Source organism: Acinetobacter sp. ANC 4862 (assembly GCF_004336635.1).
In the GTDB taxonomy this organism is placed as follows: Bacteria; Pseudomonadota; Gammaproteobacteria; order Pseudomonadales; family Moraxellaceae; genus Acinetobacter.
Genome location: NZ_SJXH01000016.1, coordinates 16,915 through 30,596 on the forward strand (window position 1 = coordinate 16,915; position 13,682 = coordinate 30,596).

At 37.8% G+C, this 13,682-nt stretch carries 17 protein-coding genes and 4 pseudogenes; 7 read left to right on the plus strand and 14 right to left on the minus strand.

The window, feature by feature from the left end; all coding sequences use genetic code 11:
- Positions 1-100 precede the first annotated feature (100 nt).
- The 5 genes and pseudogenes from E0409_RS16735 to E0409_RS08635 form a co-directional block, all read right to left on the minus strand.
- A pseudogene (locus tag E0409_RS16735) lies at positions 101-406 on the minus strand (ISNCY family transposase); the annotation flags it as partial.
- Between the two features lie 127 nt (positions 407-533).
- Complete coding sequence (locus E0409_RS08620) at positions 534-1,319, minus strand: MipA/OmpV family protein (RefSeq protein WP_131289728.1); 786 nt, start codon at positions 1,317-1,319, stop codon at positions 534-536.
- Between the two features lie 44 nt (positions 1,320-1,363).
- Positions 1,364-1,969, minus strand: coding sequence for a GTP cyclohydrolase II (ribA, locus tag E0409_RS08625; RefSeq protein WP_131289730.1), 606 nt, complete (start codon positions 1,967-1,969; stop codon positions 1,364-1,366).
- A 413-nt stretch (positions 1,970-2,382) separates the two neighbouring features.
- Positions 2,383-2,853 (minus strand): transposase family protein, encoded by a 471-nt coding sequence (locus tag E0409_RS08630; RefSeq protein WP_131289732.1) that lies wholly within the window; start codon positions 2,851-2,853, stop codon positions 2,383-2,385.
- Entirely contained in the window at positions 2,801-3,196 is a 396-nt protein-coding gene (locus E0409_RS08635) for a transposase family protein (RefSeq protein WP_171458802.1), read from the minus strand. Before E0409_RS08635 ends, E0409_RS08630 begins: the two co-directional genes overlap by 53 nt.
- A 410-nt stretch (positions 3,197-3,606) precedes the next feature.
- Here E0409_RS08635 and E0409_RS08640 point away from each other — a divergent pair, with 410 nt between their 5' ends.
- Positions 3,607-3,801 (plus strand): hypothetical protein, encoded by a 195-nt coding sequence (locus E0409_RS08640; protein ID WP_131289735.1) that lies wholly within the window; start codon positions 3,607-3,609, stop codon positions 3,799-3,801.
- 35 nt (positions 3,802-3,836) lie between these two features.
- Here E0409_RS08640 and tnpA read toward each other — a convergent pair whose 3' ends face one another.
- Positions 3,837-4,187 carry an IS200/IS605 family transposase gene (tnpA, locus tag E0409_RS16960; protein ID WP_213073365.1) on the minus strand — a complete coding sequence of 117 codons (351 nt, stop codon included), beginning with the start codon at positions 4,185-4,187 and terminating at the stop codon, positions 3,837-3,839.
- A 176-nt stretch (positions 4,188-4,363) separates the two neighbouring features.
- A complete protein-coding gene (locus E0409_RS16485; RefSeq protein ID WP_165541318.1) occupies positions 4,364-4,513 on the minus strand; it encodes a hypothetical protein in 150 nt (49 codons plus the stop codon).
- A 94-nt stretch (positions 4,514-4,607) separates the two neighbouring features.
- Here E0409_RS16485 and E0409_RS17060 point away from each other — a divergent pair.
- The 3 genes and pseudogenes from E0409_RS17060 to E0409_RS08665 all read left to right on the plus strand — a co-directional run.
- Positions 4,608-5,262: pseudogene (locus E0409_RS17060) on the plus strand (IS3 family transposase); the annotation flags it as partial.
- A 481-nt stretch (positions 5,263-5,743) separates the two neighbouring features.
- Positions 5,744-5,959, plus strand: a complete 216-nt coding sequence (locus E0409_RS08660) for a cold-shock protein (RefSeq protein WP_004649268.1) — start codon at positions 5,744-5,746, stop codon at positions 5,957-5,959.
- A 95-nt stretch (positions 5,960-6,054) separates the two neighbouring features.
- The gene (locus E0409_RS08665) at positions 6,055-6,252 is read left to right on the plus strand and encodes a hypothetical protein (RefSeq protein WP_131289739.1); all 198 of its coding nucleotides are present in this window, start codon (positions 6,055-6,057) and stop codon (positions 6,250-6,252) included.
- Between the two features lie 279 nt (positions 6,253-6,531).
- On the opposite strand, the gene nudC is transcribed toward E0409_RS08665, so the two are convergent.
- Complete coding sequence (gene nudC / locus E0409_RS08670) at positions 6,532-7,299, minus strand: NAD(+) diphosphatase (RefSeq protein ID WP_131289741.1); 768 nt, start codon at positions 7,297-7,299, stop codon at positions 6,532-6,534.
- Positions 7,300-7,665: 366 nt separating this feature from the next.
- Between nudC and E0409_RS08675 the strand changes: the two genes are divergently transcribed.
- Both E0409_RS08675 and E0409_RS08680 read left to right on the plus strand, forming a co-directional pair.
- On the plus strand, positions 7,666-9,189 hold the full coding sequence (locus tag E0409_RS08675) for a cryptochrome/photolyase family protein (RefSeq protein WP_131289743.1): 1,524 nt from the start codon (positions 7,666-7,668) through the stop codon (positions 9,187-9,189).
- A 4-nt stretch (positions 9,190-9,193) separates the two neighbouring features.
- Positions 9,194-9,340, plus strand: coding sequence for a DUF2256 domain-containing protein (locus E0409_RS08680; RefSeq protein ID WP_131289745.1), 147 nt, complete (start codon positions 9,194-9,196; stop codon positions 9,338-9,340).
- Between the two features lie 60 nt (positions 9,341-9,400).
- Here the strand turns inward: E0409_RS08680 and E0409_RS08685 are convergent, their stop codons facing one another.
- A complete protein-coding gene (locus E0409_RS08685; RefSeq protein WP_286364051.1) occupies positions 9,401-9,652 on the minus strand; it encodes a TIGR03643 family protein in 252 nt (83 codons plus the stop codon).
- A gap of 162 nt (positions 9,653-9,814) precedes the next feature.
- Here E0409_RS08685 and E0409_RS08690 point away from each other — a divergent pair.
- Positions 9,815-10,030 (plus strand): annotated as a pseudogene (locus E0409_RS08690) (zinc ribbon domain-containing protein); the annotation flags it as partial.
- A 58-nt stretch (positions 10,031-10,088) separates the two neighbouring features.
- Here E0409_RS08690 and E0409_RS08695 read toward each other — a convergent pair.
- From E0409_RS08695 to E0409_RS08715, 5 genes and pseudogenes are all read right to left on the minus strand, one after another.
- Positions 10,089-10,397 (minus strand): monooxygenase, encoded by a 309-nt coding sequence (locus tag E0409_RS08695; protein WP_131289749.1) that lies wholly within the window; start codon positions 10,395-10,397, stop codon positions 10,089-10,091.
- Positions 10,398-10,828: 431 nt separating this feature from the next.
- A pseudogene (locus tag E0409_RS16610) lies at positions 10,829-10,903 on the minus strand (recombinase family protein); the annotation flags it as partial.
- A 152-nt stretch (positions 10,904-11,055) separates the two neighbouring features.
- Positions 11,056-12,096 carry a cation efflux transmembrane domain-containing protein gene (locus E0409_RS08705; RefSeq protein ID WP_131289751.1) on the minus strand — a complete coding sequence of 347 codons (1,041 nt, stop codon included), beginning with the start codon at positions 12,094-12,096 and terminating at the stop codon, positions 11,056-11,058.
- Positions 12,097-12,186: 90 nt separating this feature from the next.
- The gene (locus E0409_RS08710; RefSeq protein ID WP_131289753.1) at positions 12,187-12,465 is read right to left on the minus strand and encodes a hypothetical protein; all 279 of its coding nucleotides are present in this window, start codon (positions 12,463-12,465) and stop codon (positions 12,187-12,189) included.
- A gap of 404 nt (positions 12,466-12,869) precedes the next feature.
- Positions 12,870-13,679: an SDR family oxidoreductase gene (locus E0409_RS08715; RefSeq protein WP_131289755.1), complete on the minus strand. Its 810-nt coding sequence runs from the start codon at positions 13,677-13,679 to the stop codon at positions 12,870-12,872.
- Positions 13,680-13,682: the final 3 nt, after the last annotated feature.

A 13,682-nucleotide genomic window follows, 5' to 3' on the forward strand; every position in this document is an offset into this window, starting at 1 on the left:
TCATCTAGGAGAGCGGTAAAAGTCCATATCCAACTAAAAGGTGTATACCAAAACTAGAGGTTAGTTAAAGTCCAGACACGTTAAATGCTTTATAACAATTTGTTTCTATTGATATATTAAACTCAGGAAGGATGGTGAGCTTTTCATGTGCTAAGGTCGGCCCGAAACCATGGAATTGATCAGCAACTATATTGAGGCACTTGAGTCTAAGCTCTTCAGGAAGCCTGAAATTGCTGGTTTGACCACGTTCAGCATCTGCTAGCAGCTACTTGAACATTATATATTTGCAGCAAGCGTCTGATCTGACGTTCTGAGATATGAAGTATCAGCAGTCTAGGAAAGGGGTTAAGCATTGATGACCAACTTCTTGCAAGACTGGTAATCGTTTAAGTTTTTTATCCGACATAAACCTCAACCTATTAAACCGCCCGCTAAGAAAATCTCTAATTTCTACTTTGGAGAAACCTGACATTTTTATTGGGGACTTACATTTTGACTGGGTATCAACTGTACTATGTTAATTTTAGATAAATTTAGAATTGGTATGTGAGCCCCATAAAGAAGTTGGTTATTGAAGTACTATCAATTAAGGGGCTATCTACTATTTTATCGGGTAAAAATTTATGTGTTACAGCAGAAGTTACTCTCAATTTTTGATTCAATGAATAACTTCCCCCTAAGGAAACATACGGAATAATAAGGTTATTAGGTCTATATTTTTCTACGCCCTTAGCGACTTCGCTATCGAGTGTGCCATAATAATAATTGGCTCTGCTATCCGACAACCATTCCAATCCCACATTTGGCATAAGAGTCAATTTATTATTTAATCTCCAAAAGTATTGATAGTTGGCTTTTACTTCTGCAGCATCACTAGCATTGCCAATATCATTGACTGCTTGCACGGAAATAATGCCGTAAGGTGCTTTCAATATCGCTTCTAATCCAGCATCAGCACTGAGATCACGGTCTTCTAATTGCATTCTACTTAAACTTTTTTGAGCTAACTTCGACTCATTTAAATCCTCAACATCAAGTTTATTCATATTGACGTTTACGATGCCATTCAATGTGAATAACTCATTTTTATAGAGTTTCATACCTCCATAGAGCCCCCGTAAAAAGAAGCGGTCTCCTTCATAAGATAATAGGGGAACTGGTGTAAGGTCTGTATCTTCACCAATATATAGACCTGTGCTTCCAACAAGACCTAAGCCTGCACTGAAGCCTGTTGATTTTTTGATGGTAGGCTGACTTTCATCTGCAATTGCACTTAAGGGTATAAAAAAAATTGATAGTAGGATGATTTTATTTAGCATTTTTAGTCCAATATATTAATTTAGGAAATTAATGAAATTTACATCTACAAAAAGTCATATTTTTCATACATATGTGACATGCGTTCTTGTTTGGTTTGTAAATAACTTTGATTAAATATATTTAAGCCTACTGTTATAGCCACACGATCAACTACATTTACACCTAAACCTTTTAAGGCATTAATTTTAAGAGGATTATTAGTAATTAGTCTCACTTCTTTAACTTTTAAATAATCAAGCATAATCGTACACATATCATAGTGACGTGCATCTGCCGGTAAGTTTAAAATCAAATTTGCATCAACGGTATCATGTCCTTGATCTTGGAGTGCATAGGCACGAATTTTATTCGTCAAACCTATACCTCGACCTTCTTGACGTAAATATAAAATCACTCCCTGACCTTCATCACTAATCATTTTCATTGTGGAATGTAATTGTGGACCACAATCACATTTTAATGAACCGAAAGCATCGCCAGTTAAGCATTCAGAATGTATTCGGACCAATATTGGTTTCATTGAAGTAGCATCTAACCCTTGAGAAAGAGCAACATGTTCTTCACCTGTATCTGGATCTTGAAATACAATAATTTCAAAATCACCAAAAGCAGTCGGTAATTTAGATTTAGCCACGAATTCTATAGCCATAGATTCATCCATTTATATTTTAAAAGCCAATAAAATTATAATATTATCTATTCACAAAAAAACAAATAAATAGAAAATAATTAACCATCAAACCAACAAAAAATTAAAGATACAAAACCAAATACATGTTTTATAAAACCAAAAATAAAATAATTAAGCTGGTATCAGATTTAAATTAAAATATATTAATAAAAACCATTAAAATAGGTGTTAAATAAAAATACTTACTACATCTAATATAGTAAGTATCTCCGCAATTAGTCCGGATAATGGTGACTGAAAATATCTTTAGATATTAAATTTCAATTATAATAATAGTTCTTTCATAGTGAATTTTTTGTGAAGCGATATAACTAAAATAAGAATACTTAAAGAAATTTAGAATAGTAAAAAAAATAGACTTCTTTCATAAATCATTTTTTACTCAGCTCCAAGTTATAGATTCCAGCAATTAGATTGAATCTCAAACCGAGTCTTTTCCCTCTATTTCGATAACGCTCAGCAAGGATTTTGAAGGTTTTCAGCCTGCCAAATACATGCTCAATTCCTATTCTTCTTTTATTGATTTCCTGATTATAGATTTTTAGTTCATGATCCAATTTACAGCGTCTTTTGGCTTTTAAGGGTAACAGGCTATTGGGATACAATGCATAAATTCCCTGATAGCCTTTATCTGCAAGAACAAAGGCTTCTGAAGGAATCAGCTTTATGTTTCTTTTAAATAGCTCGAAATCATGTACAGCACCGCGACTGGTACATAAACTCAGAATTTTCCGAGTCTTGTAGTGAATCATGGCCTGTACTTTAAAGGTATGGGTCTTTTTCTTGCCGCTATAGCTTTTCTTCTGTTTTTTTAGGCCTTTGGATTGGAATTTCTGTGGCATCCACGATCACCACATTCCAGTCTATGCCTTCGCCTTCGGGTAAATTCTTCGGTAAATTAAAAAGATTGGACCCAATCAGGCAGTCTTCAACATGACGGACAATTCTTGAGGCTGTGGGCTCTGAAACCCCGTAACTCGTCGCAACGTGAAATAAGGTTCGGTATTCCCGCCAATAGCTCAGACAGAGCAGAACCTGATCCTCCAGGCTTAACTTGGGCGGTCTGCCTTTGGCAGGGACATGTATTTTCAATTGCTCAACCATTAAATAGAAGGTTGACCATGAGATGCCAGTGTATCGCTTGAACTGAGGATCAGAAAGCTTGTTTGAATCGATGTATTTCATCCGCAGATTATGCACGAATGCTAAGAAATCTGGAGTGCAAATATTAACCAAAAAGAAGATCATTTTTTGATTTATGAAAGAGATCTAATGAGATTTTTCTTAAAAGATATCAAGCAAATGGATGCAGAAAAAGTAATTCAATATTGAAGTTTAGATCTACTGTGCTTGAAATTAAAAACGTCTATATAGCAAATTTCTATTTTCTTATTAGATGTTCAACACTTTGTTGAATTTAAATAAGAGCTTTTATGTTAAAGGTCAGCAATTTAGATGATTATTCATGCTTCTAATTTAGAAAAACTTGCAGATTCCTTCATCTTCTGTAATGCTTTGGATAAGGGTGTCAGGCATTTGCTTAGGCAGGTATTTGTTGTAGTCGGGCCGCTACAACATAGGAAAAGAATACCTGTATGTTTAATCTCAAGATTTTTAAAGCAATCTCTGCAGAAGTCTTATCTATAAAAAATGACTTAGAGTTAAGTACTGAAATTCAACTCATCAATAAATATAAAACGGCAAAGTCAGAAGCCTATAAAGAAGCTATTATTTATATTTTTAAAGATCGGGGCTATACCCGCCTTGAAATAGGTCAGTTACTTGAATAAAAAATATTTATTTTAACTAAAAAGTTCGAAGTTCCTCACCTATAAATATGTTTTAGGTGAGGATGAATATAAGAAACATTGTTACGCAAGATCATTCTGATCTTTCCTGTTTCTCGATGTACTGTCTGTCTAATCATATCAATTGTTGCCTCACCTGTGGTCAGCAAACAGTAGGCTCTAGTCCAAAGAACAGGTTTCCAGTAGTGTTTTTTGAGTTCACTCTCAAACTCTTTTCTGATCAGGCGACTTGATACCGTTTTTAGATTATTGATGAACTTGCTCGGCATGATATTTGGGTGCATATTAAGCAACAAATGAACATAATCAGCTTCTCCATTGAACTCCAACAGTTCAATTTCCCAATCCTCATAGTTCTTTTTTACGATTTCCTCTACCTGTTATGTAAATAGGCAACTGTAGCTCAATATATCAAACTTCATCACATTGCTGCTTACACTGTTTAAAAGTGGGTATTTGGGTATTATTCTAATCGTAATAAATTTCGGTTTTTTAAAGGAACTTTTTTATAGCTCCATTATTTTGTGTTTTTTAAATTCTTAAACTATTCTAAATAGTCAGTACGTAACAGTATCACCTGTTTAGCTTGGTATTGGCGATGAATGGTTAAATCCATTTTAGCAATTATTTGAGAGGTTAAATCTGACGGCTCACGTACTAATAAGCCTTGTAATTTTGTTAGCAAACTCTTCATTTTTCAATCCCCTATTCGATTTAAATCAATCATGTGAATAGTGCTATTTTGTAGCACCAATATTTCAATACGATGAATCAAGATTATATTAAATGGCATCTATGGTTATCGTCGCATCACGCTGGATCTTAAAGAGTTGGGTGAAAGCTGTGGACAAAATCATGTATTCAAGATCATGAAAAATAACGGTATTACAGCTGTTGAGGATATAAGGAACATAAAAACTATGGTCGTGGTCTTGTCCTCAGATTGTGTCACCAAATCACTTAATCGAGAGTTTGCTGTGAACTCCCCCGGATACTTCCTGGGTCGCTGATATTACCTATATTCGGACCTGCCAAGGGTGATTATATCTGGCTAGAGTTCTTGATTTATATTCGAGAAAAGTGATCGGTTGGTCGATGAAACCTACTCTTGCTAAGGATATCATTTTGGATGCACTACTCATGGCAGTGTGGCGATGCAGGCCAAATTAGCCTGGATTATACATTCAGACCAAGGCTCACAATACAGCAGCGTAGACTGGAAAAAATTGCCAAAAGCATAATTTAATCCCCAGCATGAGTTGTCGAGGGCTTGGGCTTGCGCAGTATACTGCTAAGGAAAGAATTAAAAAGAGGATCTATAAAACCCAAGAAATGGCCTGTGCAGATGTGTTTGATTATATCGAGATGTTTTACAATCCGATCAGGCGTCATTCGCATCTTGATGGGATGAGTCCAAAAGCATTTGAGACATCTTCAAAATAAGGCTACCTCATGTCAATGGTGTGGAGTATTTGCATACTTGTGAAAAAATCTTAGGTTAAATAAAATAAGCTGAAATAAATCTGTTGCGTGAACAGAATGAAATGCAAGGTAAAATTCGTTTAGGAATACCGATCGTTCTTAACCAACGCTACTTATTACCAATGTTAGTGCCACAAAGCCTTATAGAACTATATAATCGCATTCATTGTCCTTGCCCAACCTACTAGTTAAGCTAGACTAACCTTATTTTATTACAAGAAAAATAAATATACATATAAGAAAACTTGATTATTCATATTTTTAGTGTATAGTTAAATTAACTAGAAAAAAGTCTTGTTTAGGTAAATCTTCTTTAAGTATCGCAGTTTTAGTCATAATCCTTCGTTTTTTCAGATTTTAAGTGCCATTCTTTATTATTTTTCAAAGTTATAATCAGTCAATAAAATGGCTAAAAATTATTAAAAAATCAGTAGGATTTATTATGTCAAACTCGAATGTTGTTAAAGGTACTGTAAAGTGGTTCAACGAAACTAAAGGTTTTGGTTTCATTCAACAAGAATCAGGCCCAGATGTTTTTGCTCATTTCAGCGAAATCGCTAGTTCAGGTTTCAAAACCTTACTTGAAGGTCAAATGGTTGAATTCAGTGTAGCTCAAGGTCAAAAAGGACCGAATGCTGTAAATATTGTTGCTATCTAAGTAATAATAAGCAGTAATAAAAAAAGCACTAATTAGTGCTTTTTTTATAATTTAAAGTTGTTTTCCAAAATCATAATTTTATTCAAGGTATATTAATGCTTAAACAACTTATCAGTGTAAAAGATCAATTTGGGGTTAAACACTCAATTCAAGCCACTGTAGATCATCATTTTGAGAATACGCAATCTTATTCTCATGTAAAACATATTACAGTGGATGGCGAAGATATTCGGCCCAGCTTTGAAATGTTTTTTCAAAGTACCTTAAGTGAAAAAATTTTCAAGATTGTATAGATAACTCGAATCCTGCTCAGGAGAATGTATCTTCATATGGATGATATGATGTGCAGATACACTTGCGTATTTTACATAAATTGTTATCTATCCAATTGCTCCGATCCGAAAGCTATTGGGCCTGTTTAGCATGGTAGCTGTAAGTCCTTTATTTCACGATAGATGACGGAAACGAGCTAGCTCCTGCGCAAGTATTGACTATAAAGATTACTTTTCTTGGTGGCATAAATTTCATATCTTTCTTCTTCGAAAAGAAAGATGAATGCGAATACCTCTATTTCAAAGCCATTCTTTCGTATCATCTGCCACAGGCGTTCCATTCATCACATGCATGATCATGGCATGAGCGATGCTGCCCTGAAATGGAATCTCTGGCAACTGATTAAACTTGAAAAACTGAGCATCACTAAGTTCATTTTCCTGTATTCGAATGTCACCAGCATGATATTCTGCCTTAAATGCCATCATTAGGTTGCTCGGAAAAGGCCACGGCTGACTTGCTAGATATTGAATATTTTTGACCTGAAGCCCCACTTCTTCCAGCGTTTCACGACGCACAGCTTCCTCAAGTGTTTCACCCACTTCCACAAACCCGGCAATTAAACTGTACATCTGGGTTTTATTGCGGGCATTTTTCGCCAGTAAAATTTCATCTGGCCCGCGGGTAATGATAGTAATGACACAGGGATTGACTCTTGGATACTGATTATAGCCACAGGCAGGACAGACCATCGCATACTGGCTAACATGTTGCTGCGTCTGATGGCCACAATGACTGCAGAACTGATGATTACGACGCCATTCCAGTAACTGAACCGCGCGGCTTGCCTGTTCGAACTGCTGTCTACTCCACACCTGCACCAACTGCCGGATCGGAACGAGCTGATAGCCTTCAGGTACAGACTCATCCTCTTGCAGGTCCCGAGCAATGATTTCACCATCTTCAGACAAGTTCAGGTCATGCTGAAACCTTTCCACCTGAGGCAACTGAAAATTGTCGTCAACCAGCAGTTGCTGCTGTCTAAAAATATAAGCTTTTGAGTGCATGCTGATTCAGATCCCTGGATTAAAAAAAATCCCATACAGGGGGCGTATGGGACAAAACTAAGGAAGCTTACATGGAGTAACTTCATGGAAAATATTAGGCGTAACCGATCTGAATTACAATCACAATAATTTGTATCTTTTTGATTAAAATCACATAATTTTCACAGCTGTTATGAAACAGATGAACTGGAAAAATTCAGGACAGTAAGTAGGCTTGCTAAGGATTCTTGTGCATCAATAGTCATGCATCGACATATGGGAAATCTTTAAAACTTAGCGATGATGGTTGCTGAGCAGAGTATTTTCACAAAAAATTGAACCCTCAGAATTTACACTGCTGTTTTCTCCACGTCCTGAATCATGTTTATGCGTTTTGGTTTAATCCTCGGTGATCAACTTCATCATCAGCTGGCAACACTCAAATTCCTGAACCGTGCACAGGACGTCATCCTGATGGCGGAAGTGCTGGAGGAAAGTACGTATGTCGCCCATCACCCACAAAAAATAGCCCTGATTTTCAGCGCTATGCGCCACTTTGCCAAGGAACTCAAAGCCCAAGGCTGGCGTGTCCGCTATCATCCCTTCCAACGTGACAGCAGAATTCACAAACTAATTGATTTCGTTCATGTACAGCAGCAACTATTACCAGCCACTGCGCTGGTCATCACCCATTGTGGTGAATACCGGTTGCAGTATGAGATTGAGAATCACTGGAGCAGTCAACTGCAACTGCCGGTCCACTGCCTGAATGACGATCGCTTTTTTTGCAGTCCTGCCCAGTTCCGGCAGTGGGCTAGCCGGTACCATACCCTGCGCATGGAATATTTCTACCGCGAAATGCGCAAGCAAACAGGTTATTTAATGCAGGAGCAGCAACCGCTGGGTAAACAATGGAACTATGATAGTGCTAACCGCAAAACTTGGTCAGGCAAGCCATCCTTACCAACTCTGCTACGATTCAAGCTTGATCAGATTGATTTGGATGTGATTGAACTGGTAAGACGCGAGTTTCCCCAACACATAGGAGATATTGCAAATTTGCGCTGGGCAACCACTCGCAGCAATGCCCTCCTTGCACTGCAACATTTTATTGCCAACAATTTGCCTCATTTTGGTGATTACCAGGATGCCATGGTCTATGGTGAAGATACCCTGTTTCACAGCCTGCTGTCGCCCTATCTGAATTGCGGTCTGCTCGTGGCAAAAGAAGTCTGTGATGCAGCAGAAGCTGCTTATCACAGCGGTCATGCCCCACTCAATGCGGTAGAAGGCTTTATTCGGCAAATTCTCGGCTGGCGGGAATATGTCCGTGGCATTTACTGGCTGCGGATGCCCGAATACGCTAACAGTAATGTATTGAATTATTCTGCTGCCCTGCCACAATTTTACTGGACAGGTCGAACTCAAATGACCTGCATGGCAGAATGCTTTCGCAATACTTTTGAACATGCCTATGCCCATCATATCCAGCGTCTGATGATTACCGGTAACTTTGCCCTGTTAAGTGGTGTGGATCCTCAGCAGATCAGTGAATGGTACTTGGCAGTCTATGCTGATGCTTATGAATGGGTGGAACTTCCCAACACCCTGAGCATGGTAATGCATGCCGATGGCGGTTTACTGGCGAGTAAGCCCTATGCGGCTTCTGGAAATTACATTCAAAAAATGTCCAATTACTGTAAGCACTGTCCTTACAATGTTAAAACTAGGACTGAAGCAGATAGTTGTCCTTTTAACAGCCTGTATTGGTATTTCATGATCAAGCATGACGGGGTCTTCCGCTCCAATCCACGTATGGGCATGATCTATCGACAGTTGGACAAACTGCAGGACAAAGATCAGATTATCGCGCATGCCCAACAGTTGCTCAGTCAGGTTAATGAGTTATAGCAGCATGAAAAAACAGCATTTACCGGAGAAAATCTGTGCTCACTGCCTGCGTCCTTTTGCCTGGCGCAAAAAATGGCAACGCTGCTGGGATGAGGTCAGATATTGTTCTGAAAGATGTAAACGTCAATCCAAACAGCGCCTATCATCGTGAAATTCACATCCACCCTTCATTGGATGGAGTCCTCTGTCACATTAAGATAGAGTGAAGCTGCTAGAAACGTTTGTACTGTCGCGAACAATAGGCCCGAATCACATCCGGTGAACGCAGTTGCAAATGTTTAGTTTTACGTCCTGTCACTCGTTCACGCCATAGTTTAAAACTACTTGTTTTCATATTTTTACGCATCAAGCGAATCACTGCAGATTCATTCAAACCAAACTCACGCTGAATGGCTTCAAAAGGTGTTCTATCCTCCCAAGCCATTTCAATAATCCGTGACAGATCCGCTCCTACATATTCAATTACACCACGCACAACATGCCCCTTATTCCTTTAATTTGTTTAAAAATATAGAAAGTTAATTGATTAAGTTAAAACGAATCTCTATCCATATTTCCTGATCAGATCAAACTGACGGATGTCATCTTATAAAAAGGAACATGAAGAATTTGTGATTTTTTGGGCTGCTCTCATGTAGCAAAAAAAAAATCGGCTCACTCAAGCTAAATTTGAGTGTGTTGGATGCGGTTATGTTGCGAATGCGGATTTTAACGCATCAGGTAACATATTATCGGCAGGACTGCCGTATTGTCTGTGGAGGGAGGATGCGGTAAAGGTCGCCCTGCGATACAGAAAACAAGCGAAATCGGTGAGGAATCGCCTAAGAGCTTTTGCTTTTAGAATCCCTGATCTTTCTTCGTCAAGATCAGGGATGTTTTTATCTACCAATGCGATTCAGTTATTTTAAAAAGTCTGCTTGATTAAGAGCAGATAGTGCTGAATTGACCTGCAAAATTTTCCCGCGAATATTTTTCACCCCAAAACTCGTAAGACGCGCAGTGTGCATTTTTAAATACTTTTCTGCATTTTCTTGATTATCAAACAGGTAGATACCACCTGCTTCCTCAGTATCACTATTTTCTGTCCAGATTTTCCAGATCATGCCTTTTTCTTGATTAATACTTTCCGCAAGAGTTTGATAGGCTTGGCTCATCGCTTCGCCAAATGGGCCCTGAGATGGGAAATCGACCTGAAGAATAACGGCCATTGTTTTATCCTTTATAATCAAATACCAATCTTAATAATTGAACATTTTATAAATTTTTATGCAAGTAATAAAAAATCCTTTGACGTAGGCTTTACTCTTGGAAAAATGAAATATTCCAATTTATAGATTGCAAAAGGAAAAAGAGGATAGCTTTTAACTATTCCTTTTTTAGATTTTATAAATTCAACATAATAGACCTCTTTCATAAATCAAAAAACGACCACCTTTTTGATTGATATTTGGACTCTAATTTTCTTGGCATTCGTGCATAATCTGCGGATGAAATACATCGACTCAAAGAAGCTTTCTGAAACACAGTTCAAGCGATATACAGGCATCTCATGGTCAACCTTATATTTAATAATTGAACAATTAAAGAAGCATGCAGAAGCGAGTTTTATTCTTTCCTTTTGCCGCTCCAGAATGATTTAACGCTCGAACTGTGCAAAAGCAGCCATCAGTTGCAGCATTAAATTATCCATCGGCATGGATTGGACAGTAAAAGTAAACCCTAAAGTAACACTATTTTTCTTACAGGGGAAAACGTAGCATCACACTTGAAGCTTTAATTGATCTTATGGTATTGGTTACTTTTTTCAGACCTCTGATTCTGACAAACTAATTTTGCTTAACTTGAAATAGATTTATTTTAGCATTCTCATTTCAATGCTAAAATCTTTCGTGCACCATTGAGTACGAATAAAGAAACCAGTATGCCAATGATTAAGTCTGGATAAGCTGAACCTGTCCAAGCCACAAGTACACCGGCAAATATAACGCCCATATTTACGACAACGTCATTCGCCGAGAAAATCCAACTGGCTTTCATATGTACGCCATCTTCTCGATGGCTAGAAATAAGATATAAACATGTCACGTTCGCTATAAGAGCAAGCAAACCTATAACCACCATGAGGGTGGATTCTGGCTCACTTCCAAACATGAAGCGTCTGATTACATCGACAATAACGATGACAGCGAGTAATAATTGAATCCAACCTGCAAAATGAGCTGCTTTCACTTGATACTTCGCAGCTTTTCCGACGGCATATAGCGCAATACCATAAACGGCTGCATCGGCAAACATATCTAAAGAGTCAGCAATTAATCCTGTAGATGCAGCAATAATACCGCTGATAAATTCAATAAAGAAAAGTAAAGCATTAATGGCTAATAGCAGTTGAAGAACTTTAGCCTGTTTAACCGGATCAGGCTCATTTGGTATATCTCCTGAAGAAAGCTGTGTTTCATCAAGTTTCGCACCAAAACCGAGTCCTTCAAGTTTAGTCGTAATTTGTTCAATACCTTCATTATGGAAGACTTTTAGTTTTCGATTGGGAAGATCAAAAATAAGACCTTTGACTGCTTCAATATCTGAAAGGGTCATACGAACGATTTGCTCTTCCGCAGAGCAATCCATTTTCGTAATGATGTACTCACTCATGTATTGACAGTCTTTTGAAACTTCTTCGACGCCTAGATTTTCTTTGGGGTCAGAACCACAACAGGATGGAGCGGTATCTTGACAACTATTTGAAAGGTTACAGCAAGCAGATGAAGGTTTTCCCCCATCCTCATCACAACTAGGCATGCTATCACAATTTTTTGAAGTGCTTTCTTTTGAAATTGATGGCTGATTTTCTGGTTGAAACTTCCTATCTTCACCTAGTGTTTCTTTACTACATCCACAGCCACTCATCAGGATACCTATTGAAAAAGTAATAATTAAAAAATACCGTTATCTCAAAGTTATAAAATCTAAATCTTCAACGATGCTATTAAACTGATTTTATTCAGTTTTAAATGATGGATTACGATCTCTATATAGTGCTAATGCTTTTAATTCATTTGACAGAAATAATTCTGATTCTTCTTTCCAAGTCGATTTTCTAGTATCAAGATGCCTATTATTAGATATCCAATCAGAAACTACAGCATACATACAAGAATTGTCGGCAAAAACTAATTTAGCTTGATTGTCGGTTAAATTTTTGAAAACTTTATGGCTGGGTAATATTGATCCAGACACATGAAAAAATGTATATACATATTTATAATTACTGTTCATGTGGACTGCTCTTACCTCAATATTTCACTATGATAGCAAACCTATATCGAAATCACACTGACCGTGTCCACACTAAAAGGTATTTAAAACTCCGTATCAGTTTTAAGCATTTTCACAATTTATTGTCTTCGTAAAGTCACAATCCACGTAGTTTAAGAATATCGATTCAATGATCATCATTTTTTATCTGGTAATTTTTCAGACTATCTATCCTGTTTAAAACTATTGATTCATGCAAAAATAAACTTGATGCTTAACGCCCACTCTCACCTTCTGGGGGTAAAATTTAAGCCATTGCAAGAGTTCAAGCCTGATCAGCTTGTTTTAGGAATTTAAAGCAATAAAGAAGGTTGCCCTTCACTATTGCTTTTAAAAAACAATTGAATGATTTCATTCAAAAAAATTTATACTTTTTTATTTGCTGTCGCATATTCATAAATAATATCCAGATCTTTCTGAATAGAATTGGCCACGATATTCGGCAGGACCTGATTGACCTTGACGAAGATTTTTTCAGAATAGCCCACCTGATAGGACTGACAATCCTTCTGCAGAAATTGATAAAATTCCTGGGCAACAAATTCTGGCGTGTCAATATTCGTACCCAGTCGGATATTCATCTCAACCACATCAGGATGATTCATTTCGGTATTGGTGGCCCGCGGTGAGAAATAGCGGAATTTGATCGGGGTCTTACTATATTCACGTGCCAGAGCTTCAGTCGCACCGCGCAGGGCGAATTTGCTGGCGCAATAGCTCACATAACCTGGATAGCCAATACTGCCTAAAGTAGAGCCGATATTAATAATCTGGCTCGGCTGACTTTTGGACATCAGCGGGATCATGCCTTGCACCAGCTGCAACGGATACACAACATTAATCAGCATCATCTGTTCCATCATTTCATGTGACTGATCTGAAAATAGGGAAAAATCATTGATTCCGGCATTGTTGATATAATAATTAATGGGGGTGTTCAGTTTGGAAATTTCACTGATCAGATCATCACGGCTTTGCTGCTGGGACAGATCACAGTGAATATCATTCAGTTTAATCTGCGGATAGCGCTGTGCCAGTTTGTCACGTAACTTTTGCAAAGCCTGCTGATTGCGACCAACCAGAACCAGATTCAGGCCATTTTTCCCGAGGATATCGGCAATCGCCTGACCAATGCCACCGGTTGCGCCTAGAAGGACTGCGGTTAAATTAGACATGGA

Excerpts from the sequence above, each read along its gene's own strand:
- E0409_RS08665 (WP_131289739.1), top strand. The coding sequence starts at position 6,055 with ATGCTTAAACAACTTATCAGTGTAAAAGATCAATTTGGGGTTAAACAC.
- E0409_RS08675 (WP_131289743.1), top strand. The coding sequence starts at position 7,666 with ATGCGTTTTGGTTTAATCCTCGGTGATCAACTTCATCATCAGCTGGCA.
- E0409_RS08715 (WP_131289755.1), bottom strand. The coding sequence starts at position 13,679 with ATGTCTAATTTAACCGCAGTCCTTCTAGGCGCAACCGGTGGCATTGGT.
- E0409_RS08705 (WP_131289751.1), bottom strand. The coding sequence starts at position 12,096 with ATGAGTGGCTGTGGATGTAGTAAAGAAACACTAGGTGAAGATAGGAAG.
- E0409_RS08635 (WP_171458802.1), bottom strand. The coding sequence starts at position 3,196 with ATGAAATACATCGATTCAAACAAGCTTTCTGATCCTCAGTTCAAGCGA.
- ribA (WP_131289730.1), bottom strand. The coding sequence starts at position 1,969 with ATGGCTATAGAATTCGTGGCTAAATCTAAATTACCGACTGCTTTTGGT.
- E0409_RS08695 (WP_131289749.1), bottom strand. The coding sequence starts at position 10,397 with ATGGCCGTTATTCTTCAGGTCGATTTCCCATCTCAGGGCCCATTTGGC.
- E0409_RS08640 (WP_131289735.1), top strand. The coding sequence starts at position 3,607 with ATGTTTAATCTCAAGATTTTTAAAGCAATCTCTGCAGAAGTCTTATCT.
- E0409_RS08710 (WP_131289753.1), bottom strand. The coding sequence starts at position 12,465 with ATGAACAGTAATTATAAATATGTATATACATTTTTTCATGTGTCTGGA.
- nudC (WP_131289741.1), bottom strand. The coding sequence starts at position 7,299 with ATGCACTCAAAAGCTTATATTTTTAGACAGCAGCAACTGCTGGTTGAC.
- E0409_RS08630 (WP_131289732.1), bottom strand. The coding sequence starts at position 2,853 with ATGCCACAGAAATTCCAATCCAAAGGCCTAAAAAAACAGAAGAAAAGC.
- E0409_RS08660 (WP_004649268.1), top strand. The coding sequence starts at position 5,744 with ATGTCAAACTCGAATGTTGTTAAAGGTACTGTAAAGTGGTTCAACGAA.
- E0409_RS08680 (WP_131289745.1), top strand. The coding sequence starts at position 9,194 with ATGAAAAAACAGCATTTACCGGAGAAAATCTGTGCTCACTGCCTGCGT.
- E0409_RS16485 (WP_165541318.1), bottom strand. The coding sequence starts at position 4,513 with ATGAAGAGTTTGCTAACAAAATTACAAGGCTTATTAGTACGTGAGCCG.
- E0409_RS08620 (WP_131289728.1), bottom strand. The coding sequence starts at position 1,319 with ATGCTAAATAAAATCATCCTACTATCAATTTTTTTTATACCCTTAAGT.